This window comes from Paenibacillus senegalensis JC66, assembly GCF_000285515.1.
Taxonomy (GTDB): domain Bacteria; phylum Bacillota; class Bacilli; order Paenibacillales; family NBRC-103111; genus Paenibacillus_L; species Paenibacillus_L senegalensis.
Map to the genome: position 1 here is coordinate 1 of NZ_HE610963.1, position 21,082 is coordinate 21,082.

The 21,082-nt window shown below is 45.5% G+C and carries 17 protein-coding genes and 4 pseudogenes; 15 read left to right on the forward strand and 6 right to left on the reverse strand.

The annotated features are described in order from the left end of the window. Positions 1-3: 3 nt before the first annotated feature. The 3 genes from PSHG_RS30770 to PSHG_RS28685 all read right to left on the reverse strand — a co-directional run bounded on the left by PSHG_RS30770 (position 4) and on the right by PSHG_RS28685 (position 6,598). Positions 4-159, reverse strand: a complete 156-nt coding sequence (locus PSHG_RS30770) for a hypothetical protein (protein WP_157213490.1) — start codon at positions 157-159, stop codon at positions 4-6. Positions 160-186: 27 nt separating this feature from the next. Further along, entirely contained in the window at positions 187-1,722 is a 1,536-nt protein-coding gene (locus PSHG_RS22435; RefSeq protein ID WP_010278104.1) for a glycoside hydrolase family 78 protein, read from the reverse strand. Positions 1,723-3,481: 1,759 nt separating this feature from the next. After that, positions 3,482-6,598 (reverse strand): ATP-binding protein, encoded by a 3,117-nt coding sequence (locus PSHG_RS28685; RefSeq protein WP_052310090.1) that lies wholly within the window; start codon positions 6,596-6,598, stop codon positions 3,482-3,484. A 329-nt stretch (positions 6,599-6,927) separates the two neighbouring features. Between PSHG_RS28685 and PSHG_RS22450 the strand changes: the two are divergent. The 3 genes and pseudogenes from PSHG_RS22450 to PSHG_RS22460 form a co-directional block, all read left to right on the forward strand. Then, positions 6,928-7,887 (forward strand): annotated as a pseudogene (locus tag PSHG_RS22450) (sigma-70 family RNA polymerase sigma factor); the annotation flags it as partial. Positions 7,888-7,954: 67 nt separating this feature from the next. Beyond that, the gene (locus PSHG_RS22455) at positions 7,955-8,383 is read left to right on the forward strand and encodes an SRPBCC family protein (RefSeq protein ID WP_010278112.1); all 429 of its coding nucleotides are present in this window, start codon (positions 7,955-7,957) and stop codon (positions 8,381-8,383) included. A gap of 164 nt (positions 8,384-8,547) precedes the next feature. Then, positions 8,548-8,844 carry a hypothetical protein gene (locus PSHG_RS22460; RefSeq protein WP_010278115.1) on the forward strand — a complete coding sequence of 99 codons (297 nt, stop codon included), beginning with the start codon at positions 8,548-8,550 and terminating at the stop codon, positions 8,842-8,844. Between the two features lie 463 nt (positions 8,845-9,307). Here the strand turns inward: PSHG_RS22460 and PSHG_RS22465 are convergent, their stop codons facing one another. Then, on the reverse strand, positions 9,308-9,685 hold the full coding sequence (locus PSHG_RS22465) for a hypothetical protein (RefSeq protein WP_010278117.1): 378 nt from the start codon (positions 9,683-9,685) through the stop codon (positions 9,308-9,310). 308 nt (positions 9,686-9,993) lie between these two features. Between PSHG_RS22465 and PSHG_RS32035 the strand changes: the two are divergent. The 4 genes and pseudogenes from PSHG_RS32035 to PSHG_RS22485 form a co-directional block, all read left to right on the forward strand. Next, positions 9,994-10,146, forward strand: a pseudogene (locus PSHG_RS32035) (hypothetical protein); the annotation flags it as partial. A 33-nt stretch (positions 10,147-10,179) separates the two neighbouring features. Beyond that, positions 10,180-10,644: a GyrI-like domain-containing protein gene (locus PSHG_RS22475; protein ID WP_010278123.1), complete on the forward strand. Its 465-nt coding sequence runs from the start codon at positions 10,180-10,182 to the stop codon at positions 10,642-10,644. A 191-nt stretch (positions 10,645-10,835) separates the two neighbouring features. After that, positions 10,836-11,159 (forward strand): annotated as a pseudogene (locus PSHG_RS28690) (helix-turn-helix transcriptional regulator); the annotation flags it as partial. A gap of 412 nt (positions 11,160-11,571) precedes the next feature. Next, positions 11,572-12,597 (forward strand): DUF2332 domain-containing protein, encoded by a 1,026-nt coding sequence (locus tag PSHG_RS22485; RefSeq protein ID WP_026021561.1) that lies wholly within the window; start codon positions 11,572-11,574, stop codon positions 12,595-12,597. Positions 12,598-12,655: 58 nt separating this feature from the next. On the opposite strand, the gene PSHG_RS22490 is transcribed toward PSHG_RS22485, so the two are convergent. Together PSHG_RS22490 and PSHG_RS22495 are read right to left on the reverse strand one after the other, a co-directional pair. Continuing rightward, on the reverse strand, positions 12,656-13,255 hold the full coding sequence (locus PSHG_RS22490) for a spore coat protein (RefSeq protein WP_010278131.1): 600 nt from the start codon (positions 13,253-13,255) through the stop codon (positions 12,656-12,658). Between the two features lie 111 nt (positions 13,256-13,366). Continuing rightward, the gene (locus tag PSHG_RS22495) at positions 13,367-13,711 is read right to left on the reverse strand and encodes a carboxymuconolactone decarboxylase family protein (RefSeq protein WP_026021562.1); all 345 of its coding nucleotides are present in this window, start codon (positions 13,709-13,711) and stop codon (positions 13,367-13,369) included. A gap of 265 nt (positions 13,712-13,976) precedes the next feature. Between PSHG_RS22495 and PSHG_RS28695 the strand changes: the two genes are divergently transcribed. The 8 genes and pseudogenes from PSHG_RS28695 to PSHG_RS32040 form a co-directional block, all read left to right on the forward strand. Then, entirely contained in the window at positions 13,977-14,399 is a 423-nt protein-coding gene (locus PSHG_RS28695) for a hypothetical protein (RefSeq protein ID WP_010278138.1), read from the forward strand. Positions 14,400-14,611: 212 nt separating this feature from the next. Continuing rightward, positions 14,612-14,848, forward strand: a complete 237-nt coding sequence (locus tag PSHG_RS31275) for a hypothetical protein (RefSeq protein ID WP_010278141.1) — start codon at positions 14,612-14,614, stop codon at positions 14,846-14,848. 3 nt (positions 14,849-14,851) lie between these two features. Further along, positions 14,852-15,487 carry a DUF4261 domain-containing protein gene (locus tag PSHG_RS28700; RefSeq protein ID WP_235782115.1) on the forward strand — a complete coding sequence of 212 codons (636 nt, stop codon included), beginning with the start codon at positions 14,852-14,854 and terminating at the stop codon, positions 15,485-15,487. Between the two features lie 1,184 nt (positions 15,488-16,671). Further along, positions 16,672-17,049: a BlaI/MecI/CopY family transcriptional regulator gene (locus PSHG_RS22510; protein WP_010278145.1), complete on the forward strand. Its 378-nt coding sequence runs from the start codon at positions 16,672-16,674 to the stop codon at positions 17,047-17,049. Further along, positions 17,046-18,269 carry a M56 family metallopeptidase gene (locus tag PSHG_RS29635; RefSeq protein ID WP_052310091.1) on the forward strand — a complete coding sequence of 408 codons (1,224 nt, stop codon included), beginning with the start codon at positions 17,046-17,048 and terminating at the stop codon, positions 18,267-18,269. Before PSHG_RS22510 ends, PSHG_RS29635 begins: the two co-directional genes overlap by 4 nt. Continuing rightward, positions 18,259-19,281 carry a hypothetical protein gene (locus PSHG_RS28705; RefSeq protein WP_052310092.1) on the forward strand — a complete coding sequence of 341 codons (1,023 nt, stop codon included), beginning with the start codon at positions 18,259-18,261 and terminating at the stop codon, positions 19,279-19,281. The genes PSHG_RS29635 and PSHG_RS28705 overlap by 11 nt, the downstream gene beginning before the upstream one ends. 611 nt (positions 19,282-19,892) lie before the next feature. Continuing rightward, complete coding sequence (locus PSHG_RS22520) at positions 19,893-20,522, forward strand: class D sortase (protein ID WP_010278147.1); 630 nt, start codon at positions 19,893-19,895, stop codon at positions 20,520-20,522. A gap of 119 nt (positions 20,523-20,641) precedes the next feature. Further along, positions 20,642-21,082 (forward strand): annotated as a pseudogene (locus tag PSHG_RS32040) (transposase); the annotation flags it as partial.

Sequence of the window (21,082 nt, forward strand, 5' to 3'; positions counted from 1 at the left end):
CGGTTACAGCATCCAGGTATAAGGCGACCATGCTGACCAGATAATGCCGTCATGGACACGAACGCGCACCTTGAGCTTTACACCAGGAGGGAGGTCCCGATTCACACTCCACGATCCATTTTGCGATGGAGTGGACTGATTGAGCTGTCCGGTATCCAAAACGATTGCATCCTGCTCATTAGCAATTTACAGTTGGTAGTGACGGAATATCGTTCCAGGATCAGGGTCGGTCTGCCTCCAGGTTAAGGTCGGCCTCAACGTGTTAACCATTGTTGGATTTGCCTGTGTACCTGTTGGATGGGTCATGACTGCCGTTGGCGGACGATTTGTAATCATCCACCCAATGTTAGACCAGTTTGACCACTCGATGCCATCGGATACCCTGACCTGCACCTGATATTTGCTACCTAGCGCAAGCTCACGGGTTACTACCCAAGAGTTACTAGTTGCTGTCGTTCCTTGGGGGAGAATCCCTGTATCATGGAAGACAGATCCGTTCTCATTCCGAATGATGATTTGGAATGCAGCAAAGGTTGTGTCCGGGTCAGGATCGTTTTGGTTCCAGCGAATCGTTGGTGTTACGGTATCCACAAAGGACGGATTGTTTTGTGATCCATTGGGAAACGTTAATGTGACTGTGGGTGGTCGATTAGGTAATGTTCGTACAATATCTATCGTTTGATCATACCAATCTGACCATGCCCCGTACTCATCCATTACCGTCATACTTACGGTATATGTTCCGGTTTGCGTTGGCCGTGTTAACTTCCCGAATGCCACGCTTCCGTCTGGCGCAATGTATTTGTATCTTCGGTCTACAATCCCCCGTGTCGTCTGATAATTAATTCCAGTCTGTTCCCGAGAATAATTGGTCGGACTCAACCAACGATCAGGGTCATAGCTGCTATCGTTCCAAATGACTGTTCCGTTCTCCGATACCGAGAGAGAGAATAAGGCAATTGGTCTTCGATGTACAATTAACGTTTCGCTGTGTGGTTCTGACTGCTTACGATATTCAGCAAAAACGTTGCTTGGATATCGATAATTTGGGTGTGGATCATCCCATGTTATATAGGTAACACGATATTCTCCAGTACGATCAAAAGACCTATATGGTGTCCGTACCGTCTTATTGTGAATCGAAGAAAGCCCGTTCTTTCCATCGCCAGCATTTAGAAACTTGTTTGGATTTACATGCTGATAACGCCATTCTGTTAAATCATTAATCCTTGGATCGTTTTCAGCATCACGATAGTTTACATCATAAATTACCGGATCATCGATTAGCACGGCGTTTTCTACTTGTGATCGATCAGGGAGAGTCAATACTGTCAAGCCTTTAAATGTTGTGCCTGAAGTTGTTGAGTAAGGACCGTACATGCCTGCGTTGGCAAAACTGGAATCCCGAACATCAATGATCGGCACGCCATTTGCATTGATCTGAATACGATCGCCAGATGCTTTAACTTTAAAAGCATAAGGTGTTTGATTTGCAATTGGGAAATTAACTTCCTTTAGAACCGTTCTTGTGCCGTTTACCCATTTTACCAGAGATGTTTTGTAGCGGTTCGTTTCTACTCGATACATATTTCGCTGGTCGACCATTCTAAAAGAAAATCCAGCGTGTTCTTGGCTGCGGAAGGCAGGATTCAGTTGCATCTGTAATTGATAAGTAAATTCTGCATTTCGTTCCCGCATTTGATGGGTTATGGAATTGCCCATACGTATGATAAGGTTCTACCTTTCTCCTCGACTGTGGATCGCTACGATACAAAGCATGCCCCGACTTCCCAATATACTTCGTTGGATAGTCGATATCATGATAAGTGAGGTAGTAGCTAACAAAAACCTCTTGGTTATCAGTCAAAAACACTTTATCGAAATACCACTGAAGATTTTCATGATACCATTGGTTACCTTGGAATTGGTCCAATTGAATCGTTTCGATTAGACGACCAGTAGTCAGATCGAATATTTGGAGGAATGCTCAGACGCGGTATAACCCCTGATGATCTCCAGTCGGTTTGATGAAGTAACCATCTTTTGTTATCGCCCCTTTACTTAACTCATGTGGAGTTCTCCATCGGACTGAGCCTGTATAATCCATCCCAATTGTTTCAGTAAACAAATATGATCCGTTGAAGAAATCTCGTTTTTCGACAATTAGTGTATCATGATAATACCCTACAATTGTAAATCTGTTTGAGTTGTTAGATCCAGGTATTGTATAACTACGCTGGGTAGCTCCTGTTGATGGATTTAAGTGATACAGAGTAGATTTTCCGTCACTGTAGGAGATGATCGCTACCTTTTGCATATCGGGATGTATCCCTACTACATCTATGGATTGAGATGTGTCTTGCGGAAGTTCTCTTGTCCATAGTTCTTGCCCGTATTGCTGTTTTGTTACTTTAAGGCTATACGGCCATGCTGTGACTCTGCTTGTGTATATCACTTCTGAGTTTTGAGCAGGCTGAATCTTTTCTTCTTCCCCTACAGTAATTGAATGAACTACTTGAAAGTATTGGGCTTGTCTCGATATTATCTGAATTCAGTGTGAGCCAATTATTCCGCCACCCATCAGAACTGGAATGGTAAGCAGAATAATCGAAGAACATAATGATTCCATTTTCGGATTTTACTTGGATTCGATTATCACTGCCGGGAGCGCCTCTTGCTCTGGTTTTTTCGATAGTTCGAATGACTCTTCCGTTCCTTTTCAGAACGTATTTATCATAAGCGCCGGAAGTATCAAACTCCAACGTAATATCTTCACCAAGCATCTTTTTTAACATTTCATCTTCGCTTGGAAGAGGAATCTGTTTGAAGTTTCGACTCGAAATAGAGTTGTAACCCTGAAGATATAAATTATGATTGCTGCTCGAGTGAATTCTTTGTGTCGGTGACCCGTATTCGAAGAAAAGAGAGCATTACTTCGAGCATTGATTAAGGAAATCTATGTTGAAACCGACCGTAAGAGCATTAAAAACATCGTCTTCTGGTTTCCAGAAGACGATGGATTGGCTCAAACTGCTTTACCAGTCAGTGAAGAGAGGAGAACCGTATCATAAGTGACGGCAAGTTTTCCGCAAGAGTTCTCAGGTCACAAATGGCTAAGAAAATGGCTCCTCCGTCTATTTAGACGGAAGGGGCAAATTGAATTGATTTGTACAAGGTTCTATCTTCATTCCCGAATGCCACCGGATTTCAACCGCTGGGGCGGCTATGATTAAGAAATCTGGGGTCAACGCTTTCTGGAAGAAAGCGTACTTCGGGAGCATATGCTAACAGCGATCGGAGGTCCCCTCATTCCCCGTAGTGATTTCCTCCTTTGTTGTCAACCACTAGGTTAAGTTTTGAGCCCGTTTTTCTGCACGGTTTTTGGCACATTTGAAGAAAGCGATTTTGGAGCAATGTGGAAACGGACCACTTTTTTAGATATGCCGCATCGACAGGAAGGGTTGAACGCCATTCATAAGAATTAGAATTCTTCCCTGTTGTCTTGGGTCTCGAGCATATGAATGATGATGGTTGTTCCTTTACCCACCTCACTGTTCATTTGAAAACGAGATCCTTTAATAAGGGAAAGCTTTTTAAATGGATTGGTGAAGCCCAGGCGATCATTTTGACCACGCAATAGCTCTTGCTGCTTTTCTGGAGGGATCCCGACACCGTTATCCTCTATCACGATTTTGATATACGGTTGCTCCCGCTCGATAGTCAGACGCAGCGTACCGCCATTTTTACTTTTGGATAACCCGTGATGAACGGCATTTTCTACTAGCGGCTGCAGTGTCATGGCTGGAATATAGGTTTGAATCGTTTCGTCAATTTTATATTCGATATGAAGCCGTTCTGCGAAGCGCATTTGTTCTATCGCCAGGTAAGCTCTTACTAATTCGATTTCTTCCTCCATAGGGACGAGTGAGCGCTGCTTTTGGTAATTCAGCTTTCCGCGGAAATAGGTAGCAAGATGTGTTAATGCAGTTTCGGTTTTTATCGGATCAGACGAACTTAGATGAATAATGGCGCTGAGTGTATTGTATAAAAAATGCGGTTTAATCTGGGTGTAAAAGTAGTTGAGTTCATGCTCCACCGCATCCTGCGCCGATTTTTTCATTAATAATAAAGAATTGACGCGCACCTCTAATTCCTTCAAATTGACAGGCTTTTGCAAGTAATCATTGGCTCCGAATTGGAAGGATGCGACTAAGTCAGACAATTGCCCTGATGCAGTTAATATGATAACAGGCAGCTCTACTAAGTCGTAATCCTGTCTGACCGTTTTGCAAACCTCATATCCTGTCATATGGGGCATCATTAAATCTAAAATTAATAGATCCACCTTTTCCGTTGTGATGACGTCAAGCGCCTCTTGCCCGCTGCCTACTGCAATTACGCTGTAATGAAGCGATTGAAGCATGATAATAAGCACCTTCAAGTTGGCAGGCTCATCATCTACAACCAGTATCGTATATGGTTTCGAGCCCTTCACTTTTGCAGGCAGGACAACCGGAGACTGCTGCGGCAACCGATTTTTGTTTTGATCAGGCGTAATTTGCTTGTTCATTTCATGATGGTTGAGTTCATTATGTTCTAACAGCTGTTGTTGAGTAGCCAGTGGGATGGTGAAGGTAAAGCATGAGCCTTTGCCTATTTCAGAAGTTACCCAAATTCGTCCGCCTGCGCTCTCCACAATTTCTTTGGCAATGCTTAACCCCAACCCAAGTCCTTCGGATTCCCTGATCCGGCTGCTTTCAACTTGATAAAAAGTTGTAAATATGAGGTCTTGGTACTCTGGAGCAATACCCGGACCCGTATCCTCAATCGATATGTGCATCTGTTCCTCTATGATTTGAGCGGAGATCGTGATGGTCCCCTGCTTGGTGAATTTAATTGCATTGTAGATCAAATTGAAGAAAACCTGCTTTAGCTTCTGCCCATCGGTGTAGACAAGCGGCAAATTTTCCGGGATCGCATTGATCAATTTAACAGGATGAGCGGGCGGCATGAGATAGGCAACCTCAGCGAGAACTTCTTCAATAATTCGGATTTCGATAGGTTTGGATGTAATCAACACCTCGCCTTGCTTTATTTTTGAAATATATTGCAGATCCTTAACCAAACTAGCTAATCTTCTGCTGACCGAATGGATCAAAATCACATTTTCTTGCTGCTGCTTTTTTAAAGGCCCCTCTACCCCCTCCAGCAGCGATTGAGATAGATTCATAATACTGTGGAGCGGGGTACCGAGCTCATGCGATGTTTTGACTAGAAATTCATCCTTTATTCGGTCGAATTCAAGCAGCTCAGCAGACAGCTTCTCTATATCATTATAAGCTTGTTGAGAACGATGACTCATTAATAGCGCCAAGTTCATCACCATAATTAAAAACAAAAGAAGCGACGGGATTTCGATATTCACTTCAAATAGCAGAACCACTGCAAGCAGCGCACCATAAAGGGCAAAAGTAAAAACAACCATCAGCACATAGTTGGACTCATCCGTTTTTTGCTTGTAGGCTTTTAACAGCATAATAAAGATATACACATAACCAAGAGCGATAGTCCCTGAAACAATGAGTTGCATGAGCGGAAATGAAACCTTTGCTACTAGCTCAATCGTTATGCTTAACACACCTATTGCCAAGGCTTGAAATCCTAATAGGGCACTTAATGCTGTGACGATCCTTTTGCTGGCAGTCATGTTGAAGAAATGATACACAAACAATAGGAAAAACAATACGAAAAGGGTAAGTGAAATAGCCTGTATCGTTACTTGTGAGGCTGGGCTGACCTCCGGAAACAGCAAGTAGATCCATCTTTCATTGATCGTCGATATATGGATAGCTTGTGCTAGACTGGATAGACTAAAATATAGCTCATACCGGAATCTCCTTTTATGCTGCAGGTACCTCGTAAAGTAGATACATGAAAACAATAGATAGCCGGAAATGAGGAAGGCTTCAATAAATTGATCACGGCCTTGTGCTGCTAATATTTGTTCGGCTGAACCGAAATGGAGCGAACTGACAATCCCGCCAACCGCATAGTCATAATTAGCAACTAGGATAACCAGCTCTATTTGTTTGTTTTTACTATTTTCCAATACGACATACTTTTTGTAATCGAAGCGATATTCATCCGTGTTTTTTGAAGGGACCCCAGCTGAGCCCAGCTCTTTCCCGTTTATATACACGGTATTGGCATTTCGAATCGTATTCAGCTTTACCCCGTAACGGCCGTCCTCCGGAACGTGAATAAGCAAGCGATACGTACCCGTCCCATGAGGGCTTGCGTTACCCGGTTTATAGCGATCCCAGGCTGAAGGGACTGGAATAGATTGGCGCTTGTCCCTATATTGTTCAAAGACATCTTCATCCGGGCTGGGCACGATTAATTCATCCGGATAAAAATCCCATACCCCATCTAACGCAATAACTCGCTCCTTCTGTTGATCCCAATGCTGCAAGGAAAGAACCCCATCTTGTGCCGTGAATGCACGGGAGTCGAAGACACGCAAGGAATGAAGGACGGAGTACGTTGTCAAGAGGGTGATGGCGATCATGATTAAGGCGAGTACCATTTTATTTTTCAAACAGCCCATTCCTTTCAGCTTCACCCAAAACCGTCATGTATCGTGTTTTGATCAACCAGCTTCACCAGCCAGATCCATTCTGTCGGAAGCTCGATAGTTTCGGCGGAGAAACACCAGATTGATAGGCTAAGTTTAGCATGGTTACCCTTTTTTTATAAGAGCTTTTTACCGAGAATCTGGAGCTGCGAGTGGAGCCCACTCAGCAAAATAGCTAAGCGGGCTGTTCGCCAATGCGGATTTTCGATGGAACCGAAATGATGGATTGAGGCATTCGGACGCATCGATTATGATGGAAGGAGAACGATTCCAAGTATCGATCTGAGGAGGTCAAGATGAGCGGAGCAGCTTTTGATAGGAAGTTATTTGAGAGCTATAAGCCAGGGTTAACATCGTTTTGTTACCGAATGTTAGGTTCTATGGATGATGCGGACGATGCGGTTCAGGAAACGTACATTCGGGCTTGGCAAAACTGGGATGTGTTCAGACATGAAGCCTCCATTAAAACATGGATCTACCGCATCGCGTCGAACTTATGTCTGGACAAGCTAAGGAAGGCCAAGCGCCGGGTCCTTCCCGTTGACCTATCCGATCCGGCGGTATCCATTGTCGCACCGAGCGAGACGCTGCCAGAATCGGCCTGGATTTGGCCTTCACCTGATTTTGGGGGAAACCCGGAGGATATTCTCGTTCGCCGAGATACCCTTCAGCTCTGCTTTATTGCCCTCTTACAAGTCTTGCCGCCTCGTCAACGGGCGGTTCTTATTTTGAAGGATGTTTTTGAATGGTCCTCCAAACAAATCGCGGAAATTTTAAATATGTCGCCAGCGGCAGTGAACAGTGCTTTGCAGCGTGCCAGAGAGACGATGGGCCGGACGCAGCTTCGTTCCGGCGAGACCAGCAGGATGGATGCGGTTCCCGATCCGGATCTCCTCTCCCGGTATGTGGAGGCCTTCGAACAATTTGATATTAAAGCGCTAGTATCGCTGTTCCATGAGGAGGGCTGTATGTCTATGCCTCCATTCCCTATGTGGATAAGGGGCCAAGACGACTTGTTCAAGTTCTTTACGATTACGCGCTGGCATTGCGAGGGGTCTAAATTCATGCCGGTTACCGTGAATGGCGGTTATCCGGCTTTGGCACAGTATATGCCGGGCAAGGACGGGTCTGTTCTGGTGCCTTGGGGAATCCACGTTCTTGAAGAGGAGGATAATCGCATACGACATGTTCAAAATTTCATAAACACAAAATTATTTACTCGATTGGGGCTTCCAGAACAATTAGACCGATGAATTTAACGATTGGCATTCGTCTATATAAGGGAGAGGCCAAAATATCCTTAGAGAGGTGTCGTTCACAATGGAAGCAAGCAAACCAGTAAAAGTAACAGTAGAGGCCATCGTTCAAGCCCCTGTAGCAAAAGTATGGAGTTCTTGGACCGAGCCGGAGCACATTATGAAGTGGAGCCAGGCTTCTGAGGACTGGCATGCGCCACATGCGGAAAATGACTTGCGAGTCGGCGGAAAGTTCGTAACCAGAATGGAAGCGAAGGATGGCAGCATGGGCTTTGATTTTGACGGAGTGTATGATGAAGTGAAGCTTCATCAGACGATTTCTTACACTTTGGGAGATGGCCGTAAGGTAGAGATTACGTTCGTCGATCAAGGCGAGACAACGAAGATCATTGAAACCTTTGACGCCGAAAATAGTCACCCCGTTGATTTTCAACAGGCGGGCTGGCAAGCGATCTTGGACAATTTCAAACGGTATACGGAAGAGTCCAAATAATGAATCGCGCGTCCACCGTGAAGTCATACATTGGATGACTTGGTATGCAATAAATGCTAATGTAAAGCACGGAAGCCCATCATCAACGGGCTTCCGTTTCTCTACTAACGTGCAAGTCAAGGCAGCGTAAAATGGGTAAACAATCCGCAAAGGGGAGTTTAAGCATGAAAAAGAAAATGCGAAAAAAAGCTGCTCCCAGGGGGTTGGATCCGAACAAGACGCAGAAGTATATGATTGTTGGAGTAATATTGTTTCCGGCGGCGTTGATGCTGCTCAGCATCATCAAAGAACAAGGGGCGATAACTGATCGTCAAGGGATTATTATTGCGTTTGTCTTTGGCGCTTTTAGTCTGATTACCATTGTCATCGATACTCTGGCCCAGAACAAAGAAGTCATCATACTGCGTATCATCGGTTTCCTATTGCTGCTGGGAATCGCTTATTTTCGCTATTTCGCTTAAATGTATTTTCTCATTATCCAGCCTCCTGTTCGGCAAACATGACGATGGGTTATTTTTCCGTATCGGTTTGAAGAAAAATACGACGTATTGGCAAGTACTCACCGAATGCCAGTGGAAGCTTTCAGGGGGTGTTTGGAGCCATTACCTGCATATTTTACCTTATGATGATGAGTTTTACCTGCGGAATGAGTTTCTTCTTAGAGATTATTTTAGGGAACATCCTGTGATAGTTGTCGAGTATGGAGATTTGAAAAAGAGAGCCGCTGTATAATCAGCTAGCACGTTGGAGGAATATATACTCGCTCGAAAACTTAGTTTATCCAAAAGGTAATTGAAGCTGCAAGGATAGGAAAAGGGTTAGCCTTTACGAAGTGGTTGGGAAAGTAATATTTACTACAAACAACTCTCCAGCGTGAGGTAATTATCTCCCAGGCCGGACGGAGCCGATAGTCCGCTAGCCGCCTTACGGCCATGCCTCGTCAACCCCCTCGAGCTCGGGGAGCCCCGCCTTGCGGCGCTGTTCAATGATATATTGGACATACCATTCCGGGTTCTCGGTACTTTTTCGGATCGATCGGATCGTACCCAGCCAGCGGTCGTTCCAGCTCATGCCGTTGGAGTTCACGTGCCCCCGCTTCTCCATCTCGATTGTCTGGTCGTACGCGGAGGCGGCACCGATGCGCATGCTGGGCGTATCGAGCAGGATCAGGTTGCCGTTCTCGTCCCGCCTGGTGTACAGTTCGTTGCCTCTTTCCTTAAGCACCGCATAAGTTCCCGCTGCCGCCACGAAAATGATTACGACTGCAGCGATTGAACCGAGTATCCACAGAATGACGTTCATCTTCCTGCCTCCTTATGCTCCTCCTATAATTAAGGAAACACAATAACCAAAGAAAGTCAAAGCCAAAACAGTGAAAAACTTGCAGTTTCGATCAGTTAAACGTACTCGGGGGAAATGACCAGCAACCCGCCGACTTCCGGTTAGCCTGACGTTACCCTGGGTCCCGGAGATTGTCTCTCGCTTCGAGAACAACGGCGCAGCCGTTTTTGCCCAAACGAAATTTGCCCCCTGCTTCAGCCTCTAGTTCATCCCTTAGATGCAGAAAGTAGTCCTCGATCTGAGAGAGTAGTGCCGAAAGTGCTCGGGCGTTGCGTTGGATTTCAAAGCTCGAGGGTTCTTTTTTATTTTTCAGAAAGGCTGTAAAAATAACCCCTCGAAGAGGGGGCGGTCTGTCTATTGCGGAGATAGGCCGGATATTAAATGCTTCACCCGGTGCCATTGAGAGTAGAATCCGAAGATCAAGATTACAATTAAAAAAGGAGCTTTTGAAGACTATGGAAGAAGTATTTGCAAACGAGAAATTGGATACTTCGTTCAAGTATAAAGTGCTGAACAAAATCATTACAAAGGATCCTTTTGTTCTTGCAGGGTATCGTTTAGAGGTTCCTTTTCCAGAACTTGGTAAGAATGTTCGGACTTCTGTAAAGAAAATTTTTGACCATCTGGAGTTCTTTCCCAATCGGATCAATAAGGATATTCACTGTTTGATTCCACCACAGATCCTTGACCCGCAACTTCCGATCTTGTTTGTTGGTATTGAAGTGGCAGAAGAACTAAATCTACCGAAGGGTATGGAAACGATATCTATCCCTCAGCAAAGATATGCGGTTTCAACTTTCAAGGGTACGTTGGATCAATACGATGAATTCCATAGAAGTATTCCGGGTGTCATTACGGAAGAAGGTTTTGAGCCAATCGATATGTGGCAGGGATACGGATTCGAGCTATATCCGGAATAGACGTATAACTGGTCAGATGATAGTTCGATTCAGGAGATTCGATTGCATTGGGCGATTAAGTAAAACTAAAGGATACCGCATATTAACAATTACTAATAATACTATCATCGATATGCTGACTTTTTCGTGCAGAAAATGCACGGCATTGTTTGTTTAACCATAATAAAATTTATCTTGAGAGGGGGTAAACGATGGATTGGTTGGAGAGGATGAAAAACGTCATGGATTATATCGAAACAAATCTGGCGGAAGATATCTCGTATGTCAAGATAGCTCAGATCGCCTGTTGCTCCACGTATCATTTTCAACGAATGTTTCCGTTCATTACCGGAATCTCGTTATCCGAGTACATCCGGCGCCGAAGATTGACATTGGCGGCATTTGAATTGCAGACAACCAATACTAAGGTGATCGATGTAGCCATGAAATATGGATATCAATCGGCGGAAGCGTTCGCACGGGCGTTCAAGAATCTCCATGGGATCATGCCGATATCTGCGCGCGAGAAAGGCGTTTTATCTGAAATACTGGCTGCGGCTCCTTAAGAGTTTAAGCCCTGCATTTGTACGATTTGTCATACAAATCACAGGTAATCGCACCTTAATCACATGTATTTGTACGATATGTCGTATAAAAAGTAGCTGCTGGCCCTTAAACCCCTGAATTTGTACGACGTTTCATACAAACCTCTAGTATTTGCGCTTCAACCCCATGCATTTGTACGACATTTCGTACAAAACGCAGGCAGCAAGCCTGCGCAGCCCTTGAGCCCCGCCAACCTTGGCTATTTTCATGCTGGAGTTGTGCCTGAGAATTCAATGACATGACGGTTTGCACATTAATAAAATATTTCACATCAATAAATATTGTAAAATTCTATTTATCAGTTGCTTGTGATACTATTCTATTAATAGGTTTGGAGGTGTTATCTTGGACAGGGGCATACTATCTGATCGATTTAAGGTCTTTGCTGAAAGGGAATGTAAGGGTTCAAGCAGACTGTATGAGCATCTTGCAAAAAACATTGCCATGGACACAACGTTGCTCCAACTGGCGGCTCAATCAAGACCAGGGCAACCTAATCCTAACCTATTGCTAGGGGCGGTTCATTATCTGCTGCTAAGTGGTGTGGAGCACCCTTTAGCGGAGTATTACCCCAGCGTCGTAAGTGATCCAAGAGATTCAATGGGCGCATTCCATTGCTTCCAAGATTTTTGTAAACAATATGAAAATGAGGTTGTTCAGATTCTAAGAAGTAAGCTTGTACAGACGAATGAGGTACGGCGCTGCGCTTATTTGTACCCAAGCTTTTGCCACATCTACAAATTAACCCAAAAACCTTTAGCGCTTATTGAAATAGGAACAAGTGCGGGTTTGCAACTTCTATGGGACAAATATAGATACTCTTACCATCAAAATAAAAAATACGGGGATAAACAGTCGGCCCTTGAGATCAACGCAGAAATTCGAGGTGAGAACATTCCATTCTTCTTTGAAAATAGTCCGCCTGTAACGTCAAGGCTCGGTTTAGACTTGCATATAAACAATTTAAGTGATCCAGAAGATTACCTGTGGCTCAAAGCATTGATTTGGCCAGAACACAAAGAACGAATATCGTACTTTGAAAAAGCCGTGTCTTGTTTGAAGAAGGAACCATTGGAGTTAGTTGAGGGGGATGGTATTTCACTACTGCCGAGCATAGCCTCCAAAATGAAAAACGATTCAACTTTGTGTGTTTTTCATACACACGTAGCCAATCAAATCCCTCACGAGGCCAAAATCACGTTAAATAAACATATTCAGGACCTGGGTAAGGAAAGAGAAGTGTTCCATCTTTATAATAATATGTGGGATTTAGACCTCCATCTTGATGGTTACATAGGCGGAAAGGAACATAAAGAAACGCTGGCCAAGACAGACGGTCATGGTCGGTGGTTCCAATTGTTAATATGAATTACTGTTTTAATTATTTGGAAGCCGCCTTCGTAAAGGCGGCTTTTTCCATTATAAGCTATACCATTGGTATATCGGTTTGATGGGTCTGGGACATTCCGTAAGATTGAAGGTAAGTATTCTGGGTCGTATCTTTCAGCGTTGGAACTTGATAGTACCCTTTTTGGTTGGCGAATTGGAATCCTTCGTAAGCCATGTCCGCGGATGTGTTAGCTCCATGCTGCATGGTTCGGCGTAAAGTCGGGTTGGCCATTTCAAGCGCTGCCTTCATTTTTAATGAAGCGGTCTGCTTGTGGCAGTTGACAAGACACAGCGCTACGTCAACGTCATCGATCTCCTGCGCACTTCTGGCCGGAGCTTGCGTTTGTGGGTTGTGCAGCCCGTACATCGGTTGAAACGTTTGGTTCATGTTAATGGCCGGATTCATACCGGCACTCATCCGCCGTGCAGGTACAGCTTGGCCGGCGCCCTGTTGATTGGCTAATTGCACCATGCTATTGTACTCCATAGTAAGAACCTGAATGTGCCGATCCATAATCGCCTGCAGCATGTGATCCTGTGCATACGGGCGGAACAGGTTAAGCGTATTTAACCCGTGAATAGCATCGTTCAACACTTCATGAAGCTCTAGTACTTCGTGTGCTCCAAGAGAACTCATTTGATTGTCATTCCTTCATAATGGATTTTGTATGGATCCATACGATTTAATTGTGCTGCAAATGAATGGAAATTATGCAAGATATGTTATTTTTAAATTCGCACTTGTCGTTTACTGCAACTTCTCAGCTATAGCTTGTTGTACCCGGGTCACTCCCTGACTCAAGGCGTGCCCCCCGCCAACTGCGGCGGCAACTGCAACGGCATCCATAATCTCACTCGGGCTCGCACCCTGGGATAACGCTTCTCCTACATGATAATATGTACATATTTCGTTATTGGCGAATAAAGCAATTCCAAGTGCGATCAGCTGTTTATTTTTCGCGCTCACCGCATTTTCTTCAAAACACTGGGTAGTAAAGTTATGGTACGTATCTACTACGTTCGGCAGAGTTTCCTTCATATGCCCGACGCCAATTCGATAAGCGTCAACCTTTTCGTCCATCAACTTGTTCATTTTGTTAACCTCTTTCGTTAGTTTGGGATATTGTTCCCTGAGCTTTCCAATTGTATACGTCATCGGAGAGTTTACGGTCCCCTTTTCATCGTGGTGGAGAGTTTAAGCCATTTCCGGCTCGGACTGGTGATGGACATTATTTTGCATAGACCAGCGACCTTGTTCATGCGTATTATAAGTCTGTTCTTATGGGCTTTCACCCAAGCATCCTTTCCGCGAATGCATATGATGATTATGCCTACTCGTTGAAAGGAGCGATCATATTATGGGGTTTTTTCCAACTCCAGGAACCGGCGGAGGATTTCCGGGATTTCCGGGCGGACCTGGCGTACCGGGGGGACCAGGGTTTCCGGGAGGACCTGGCGTGCCGGGAGGACCGGGGTTTCCAGGTGGTTTTCCGGGAACTCCGGGATCTCCGGGAGGGACGCCGGGAGGCGTTCAAGCGCCGACAGCTCCCCCGCCGCAATTCGTACCGCAAATGCAGGCTACTGCATTTGCCGTTGATCCTGGTGCGATTAGAGGCTGCCTATTCCGCAACACATACATTTGGCTGAACAACGGCGAGCAATTTTGGTTCTTCCCGGTATTCGTCGGACGCACTTCTGTCGCAGGGTTCAGATGGTTCGGTTTTTTCTGGGCGTACTTCGGCATTGATTTGAATCGAATTCGCTCGTTCACGTGCTTCTAACCGCAGCCGGTGAAAGAGAACAGCTTACGGGCTGTTCTTTTTGTTTTAATATTTTTATCAATGCAGCTATATGGGATGTGCGCCTCTTATTCAGGCATAGAACCTCTTTACCTCTACAGGTTTATTTGAAGGCGTTATTGTTCTGGAAACGAGCTGGTATGTAAAATAAGGGGTGTACAGGGAAACGACAAATAATGGAGGGATAGGGGAAAATGGAGAGCGATCGCGTGCTTCAACAAAATTTAGATGAAAAAAGTCAGTTTCAGCGAATATTTCAAATGTATCTGCTCTTTGAAGAAAAAGTAGAACGTCCGAGAGAGGACGTTGTCCGGAATGCGTTAGAAAGCAGATGCGGGAAAACGGATATCGTGTCTGCAGCCGACGCCTTGTCATCGTTTGCCTTTGAGGCCTACAAAGTAGCCTACCAGGACGGGGAACTGCCTGCTTAGGTGATGATGGCGGACTTTATCCCTTTTCAATCGGAGACGATTACCGATTTGGAACGAAGCCAGTTTTGGATGATGCCGAATGCAGAGGATGTCTTGCAAAAATGCCGCTATAAGCTGCTGATCAGCGACTTCATGGCGGCGGGACTGGATTATAAATCGCGCAGTGCTTTGCTGGCGGATTGGCTGGAGACTGCTGTAAGCCTGTTCCCGACCTGCATCGCAATCTGGATTCCATCGAGCGGGAAACTGCTGCATGCGGCTGAAATTACGGATAATCCCTATGAAGGAGCCTCGCGTTTCTTGCAGTTCGGCCTGAACATCCGCTATTTTACTATACATGGAACCGAAGACAGCTTGATTGACTCGCTTGGCCTCTTTGCCCTCGGTCTTCCGGATGTCCAGTACCACTTTCATACATTGGATCCTAACGACGTGTCATCGCATGCGTTTAGTTTTGCAGCCTACTTGTTTGAGGAGGATGTACCGGTGAGCGATGGCGAGACGATCGCCGGCTTGCTGAACGGAGAGATGGCGCCGGATGTGTATTGGCCTTGCAGGTTGGAATTGGCTTTAATCCAGCCTTCCAGAGAAGTGATAGACGTCCGTCCGGGCGAATATGCGGCAGGGGAAAGAGGGTGAATCGAAGTAAATATCCCGGTAGTTTTTGGGGGTACAGCATTAAAGGGAAATTACTTCTGCCGAAGATCGAATGAAATATGACATCGAACCAGTCGGTTGGCATTATAATGGATTGACGCGAAAGCAGCTAATAATGAATCAATTATCGGATCATTCGCGATATTATCAATATCGAGCGGGGCAAAACGAGTATATGCATTTAACGGCGGCCGAACTGATCACCTTTCTAATCAGAGTGACGGAGAGGGATGATTGTCTCGCTTCCTAAATCGATTATTTGGCTTTAAAAGAAGAGCGGAAGATCAAAATCAAGAATCTTAGCTCATCGAAAAGGATTTGATCCGCCTGAAGCAGATTACATAGAAAGTTTGGATGGCTCGACCCCAGACTTATCTCATCTCATCAACGATCAATATATGGAGTACTTGCAAAATCCTAGTTCATGGCCCTCAGGGGCGATCATCGCTTATTGGAATCGCAAAATGTTAAGGGCGGTATTCGGGTGGTCCAAAATTTTAGTTGAATTAACTCGTTTGGTATTTGTTTCTTGTAGGGGCTGTCCAATAATTCTGGACAGCCCCAATTCGTTCTGGCCCGCAGCAGCAGCGAATGTATAGGTTTTTCTATGAAAATAAAACGCCCTGCATGATGAGCAATCTCGGATAATCGTACCTCAATCACATAACTTGTACGACATTTCGTCTGAAACACTGGCTGCAGCTCGTTAATAGCTTAAAGCCCCTGCATTTGTACGACCCACGCAGCCCTCTAACCCCGCGAGCCCAGCCAACCTTGGCTATTTCCTTGCTGGAGTTGTGCATGAGAATTCAATGGCATGACTGTTTTCGCAAACAATTTCGCATTTCGCATACACTTTCACACCCACTTTCGCATACAATTCGCCTCGGGTCCGCTGGCCTCGGGTTAGCTGCTTGGGGGTTGCTTATTCTAGCTATCGGGCTGAACGCCACATTTCCGACAGCCCCCTTTGGTGCTTGGGCTGGAGTAAGAGAGATGGAGGGAAGTATTCCCTGGTCAACCTTCTCTTCCGACAGAGAGCTTTACTGCCCTGTACACCCGTCCACCTCATGAGCTCTTTTTACGGGTTGACAGATTACGTTTACGGCTGTAAACTTAATCCTATCGTTTACGATTGTAAACAAAAAACGAAAAGGTGAGCTGCGATGAACAAATCCCCGCATATTACTGAAGCAGAAAGCGAAGTGATGAAGCTTCTTTGGCAGGAGGCGCCTTTGTCCTCTAAAGAAATTATTTCGAGGCTGGGGCAGCAGATGCAATGGTCTGATCAAACGATTAAGACCTTCCTGAATCGGCTGCATAAGAAAAAAGCTATTCGTTTCGAGAAGTCCAATCGGAATTATCTCTACTACCCGCTAATTTCATATGATGATTACTTAAAAGCCGAGAATCGTTCATTTTTGGATAGGGTATATAAAGGGGCCGTTGGTATGATGTGCGCAAAATTTCTCGAGGAAGAGCCGCTTACGGAAGAGGACATAGAGGAGCTTCAAAAAATTTTGGAGAGTAAAAAGAAATCATGAAAGATGTAGAGATGCTTTTCACACTTCTGTTTACTGCTTCACTATATTCGGCGGTTATCCTGCTGCTTGTGCTGCTGATTCGAAGGCTGTTTCATAAGCGGCTTAATCCCAGGGTCGTTTATATGCTGTGGTTTCTTGTGCTGATTAAGCTGTTGGTTCCAGTTGCACCGCAAAGCCCGATTAGCTTATTTAATGTGCTGCCGAAAGCGCTGCCTGTTGAGTGGAATCTAGATGAACGAATTTTGCCGCCCCCTTCTTCCACAGAATCTCATTCCACTGCGGGCTTGTCACCCAATCACAGTAAGGATAGCAGCATAGCGCCACAACCCAGCTTGAATCAGACAGGGAAATCAGCTGCAGCTGCAACCCCAATGAAGCATCCTCAGAGCTATGCTCTTGAAATGGAGGATGAACTGAGCTGGCGAACGGCCGGTTCGCTGGTATGGCTTGGGGGACTTCTCTGCTTCAGCAGTTATTATCTGTTTAGTACGCTGGTATTCAAGTCAAGGATCAGAAATTCCCTCAAGGTTGACGATAAGGAGATACTTTCCGTTGTTGCGGCTTGCCAGGAAAAGCTGGGTATAACCAGACCGATCCCCGTCTATGAAACAAACGGCCTTCACAGTCCTTGCCTCTATGGCTTATGGAAACCGGGAATTTATTTGCCTGAAGATATCATCGCAATCGCTAATACCAATCAGCTGACGCATATCCTGATGCATGAGCTGACTCACTACAAACGCAAGGACTTATGGTGTAATGCCCTGTGGATGCTTTCTGCAGGGGTGCATTGGTATAACCCGCTGGTGTGGCTTGCTATGAAGAAGATGAAAGCCGACCAGGAAACGGCCTGTGACGCAAGCGTCCTTGAAAGGCTGGGTGAGCGTGAAGCTTCATCTTACGGTATGACTTTACTCATGCTGTCGCGGTTGTTTTCCCGGAACGCTTCAGCTCAGGTCAACCTGTCCCATTTTGGGGGCAGCAAGAAGGAAACGAAACGGAGAATGTTAATGATTACAAAATTCAAGAAAGGCTCGTACAAGCTATCCCTTGCCGCAATTCTTCTGGTACTTGTATTAGGCGCCGTTCTGCTGACCGATGCACTGGATGACGGAAAAGGGCTGGACACGTCGATTAAAGCGGAAGACGGTGAGAGGGATTTTTCCCCTATATACAACGATTCGTTCAGGTGGTTTCATAAACTGGAGCGTGGCGCTTGATTTTCCGAAAATCAACTTTAAAGTACCTGACTATCTTCCTGCAGGGTATCAGTTTCAGGGTGTATCCTATTATAAAAACTTCACCAGAGCCGACAATGCTGATCTAATTGATGCAGTATCCATTACTTTTGTAACTAACTTCGGTCAAGAAAATGAACAAACCATCGAGGTGCTTGCTGCCAAAGGCAACGGCAATTTGCTGGAGCACAATCAATTGCGGGGAGCTCATTATCCCCAGACGGCAAGCGAGACTGCTGAATACCGGCAAGAAACGACAACAATTGGAAACGTGACGGGAACTTTATTTACGGATGAACGCCGCTATAAGCAAAGGACAGAGACGGGTAAAAGCTTCTACTGGCAGGATAACGATGTATGGTATGCGATTAATTACAATAGCGAGTATTTGTCGCAGGAAATGCTGACTGGCATGGTGCAAGCCTTTGTCTTCCCGCAGCAGGTTCAGCACGTTCGCTACGACGGCGAAGGAAACTCATTTCCTCTTTACGATGAATCAGACTTGCTTGCAGCGGAAAACATTCTCGGCTTTGAAGTAAAGATCCCGCTAGAATTGTCCGATACGGGGCTTAAACTGATAAGCTCGACTATACTTAGGGCCGGCGATCAGAACACTGGATACTGGTTCAGGCATGCTGCGGATACGTTATGGACAACTTACCGCGCAGCGGATAATTCCTCCATGTATGATATCAACGAGTATTTCTCGCTCTACCAGAGCAAGGAGCCGCTGTTCGACACATCCAAGCTCCCACTCACGCGGAAGGTGGAGATGAACGGCGTTGAAATTTCGGCTTATGAGGACCCGGACGAAGTCTATTTCAAGTCTAGTTATTCCGACAATAAGAGGCTGGAAATAAATCCGGCTTACTACTTGTGGACGCAGGATGGCATTTATTATACGGCTGTATTTTCCGGCATGGACAAGTACCAGGAAGACAACTTAAAGGCGATTATTTCGGTTCCTGTACAAGGAGGCTATCCCACAACTTAGACAATGCACGAGCACTCGGGGAAAAGCTGGAGAGAGAATTTGGACAGGACAAGCAGTTAGCCGAAAACAATTTAATTAGCGATCGGTATAGAAAAAATTGCATAGGACCACGAGAGGAGCTGCCGCGGCAGTTCCTTTTTTATTCTCGCAGATAGACTCGTTAAGCTGGAACTCGTCATAAAGTAGCAGCATACTTTTTTCTATGGCTTGTACGCAGGGGGATTCGGATACATCTTTTTTTACAGCTTGGGGGGTGTCAACAAGCGCCCGGGACTTGGAACTATATGGATGATAATTATGTGCTAGGCTGACAAACTACAGAGGCAGGTGTGAAGAGCAGTACTAGGTCTTCGGGTGGAAAAAGATAGGTATAAAATAATTTTTTGTTGAATACTTGAAGGGAAAATGTAAAAGGTTGTTGTATTTGACAGAGAATCATGAAATAAAGATACTTCCAAAAAAGGTATCTTACAAACGATATGTTGGGGAGGGATCAATTGATTTTACGTAGAAAAGTAAGGCGGGCGTCATAACGGAGTCTCTCAGAGGAAGATACTTTTCCGGTCGAAGAGTTCTCTTCTGACTCTAACCAAGTGAGGGGGGTGAGCGTTTTGCGGAAAAAAGCCGGAATGATCGTGATGGCCTTTGGTCTCGTTCTAGTGTTAATCGCCGTACTCCAATACACCAATCATCAGGCTGAGTTGAAAAGAGCATTAGCACAGGCGGAAGCAGTCATTGAGAGCGCATCTAAAGAACGCGACTCGGAGAACATCCCCCAAATGGATCCATTAACAGCGCGTGAAGGGGCTCCATCACCCCGTATGGTTCGAGAACAGTTCAGCCCAAGTGAGAATGACGTTATAGGCCTGCTGGAAATACCGAAGCTCGAAGCAGAGTTGCCAATCATTGAAGGTACAGATGAAGAGATGCTGGAAAAAGGCGTTGGACATTATAGCGCCAGCGTGTTTCCGTCGGATGGCGAACAAATCTTATTATCGGGTCACCGGGATACGGTCTTCCGGAAATTGGGTGATCTCGACATAGGGGATCGTTTCATCGTAAAAATGCCGTACGGTACGTTCGAATATGAAATTGCGAGTACGGAAATAGTCGATGAACACGATACTTCCGTCATACGTTCGATGGGCGAGGAAGTTCTCGTTGTTACTACTTGCTACCCATTTTACTATGTAGGATCCGCCCCCGATCGATATGTGATATACGCCTATCCGGTATCATGAGAGGACCAACAAAACTTGAAGTTACACAGAAAAGCATTACTCGCCAGTGGATCCACCAGTCGATCCCGTAGACCCTGGGTGCCGCCTTAGAAGTTATTTTCCGAAGGCTGCCGGTAAGCATGTTCGTACAGCCGCGATTTGATTTTCTTATTCCCTACGGCAACTATTTGAAGGAGAAAACCCGACGTTACCAGAAGGACATCCGGCACGCTTCCAACTGGACATATGAAGAGCAGGATGTTTGCCCCAATGGCCGATACGTTCGCTTTAAGAAATACCAGACGAAAAAAACGGCTTCTGGTTTAGAGCAAAGCTTCAAAATCTATGAATGTGAGGATTGCAGTGATTGCCCGCTCAAGCCTTTGTGCACGAAAGCCAAAGGGAATCGCCAGGTACACTGGAACCACCATATGGGAAGAGCTAAAAGCAAAGGCCAAAAGAGCCCTTGAGGATGAAGAGAAGTCTGCGATCTATGCTCGGCGTAAAGAGGAGGTAGAGAGCGTGTTCGGTCACCTCAAGGGCAACCGGTCGTTCCGACGGTTCTCTTTACGGGGGCTAAA

Bases quoted from the DNA above. Each gene is read 5' to 3' on its own strand.
- PSHG_RS22495 (WP_026021562.1), bottom strand. From the start codon at position 13,711: ATGAACAAGTTGATGGACGAAAAGGTTGACGCTTATCGAATTGGCGTC.
- PSHG_RS22460 (WP_010278115.1), top strand. From the start codon at position 8,548: ATGAAAAAGAAAATGCGAAAAAAAGCTGCTCCCAGGGGGTTGGATCCG.
- PSHG_RS22490 (WP_010278131.1), bottom strand. From the start codon at position 13,255: ATGAGTTCTCTTGGAGCACACGAAGTACTAGAGCTTCATGAAGTGTTG.
- PSHG_RS28700 (WP_235782115.1), top strand. From the start codon at position 14,852: ATGATGGCGGACTTTATCCCTTTTCAATCGGAGACGATTACCGATTTG.
- PSHG_RS31275 (WP_010278141.1), top strand. From the start codon at position 14,612: ATGGAGAGCGATCGCGTGCTTCAACAAAATTTAGATGAAAAAAGTCAG.
- PSHG_RS28695 (WP_010278138.1), top strand. From the start codon at position 13,977: ATGGGGTTTTTTCCAACTCCAGGAACCGGCGGAGGATTTCCGGGATTT.
- PSHG_RS22475 (WP_010278123.1), top strand. From the start codon at position 10,180: ATGGAAGAAGTATTTGCAAACGAGAAATTGGATACTTCGTTCAAGTAT.
- PSHG_RS22455 (WP_010278112.1), top strand. From the start codon at position 7,955: ATGGAAGCAAGCAAACCAGTAAAAGTAACAGTAGAGGCCATCGTTCAA.
- PSHG_RS29635 (WP_052310091.1), top strand. From the start codon at position 17,046: ATGAAAGATGTAGAGATGCTTTTCACACTTCTGTTTACTGCTTCACTA.
- PSHG_RS22435 (WP_010278104.1), bottom strand. From the start codon at position 1,722: ATGGGCAATTCCATAACCCATCAAATGCGGGAACGAAATGCAGAATTT.
- PSHG_RS22465 (WP_010278117.1), bottom strand. From the start codon at position 9,685: ATGAACGTCATTCTGTGGATACTCGGTTCAATCGCTGCAGTCGTAATC.
- PSHG_RS22510 (WP_010278145.1), top strand. From the start codon at position 16,672: ATGAACAAATCCCCGCATATTACTGAAGCAGAAAGCGAAGTGATGAAG.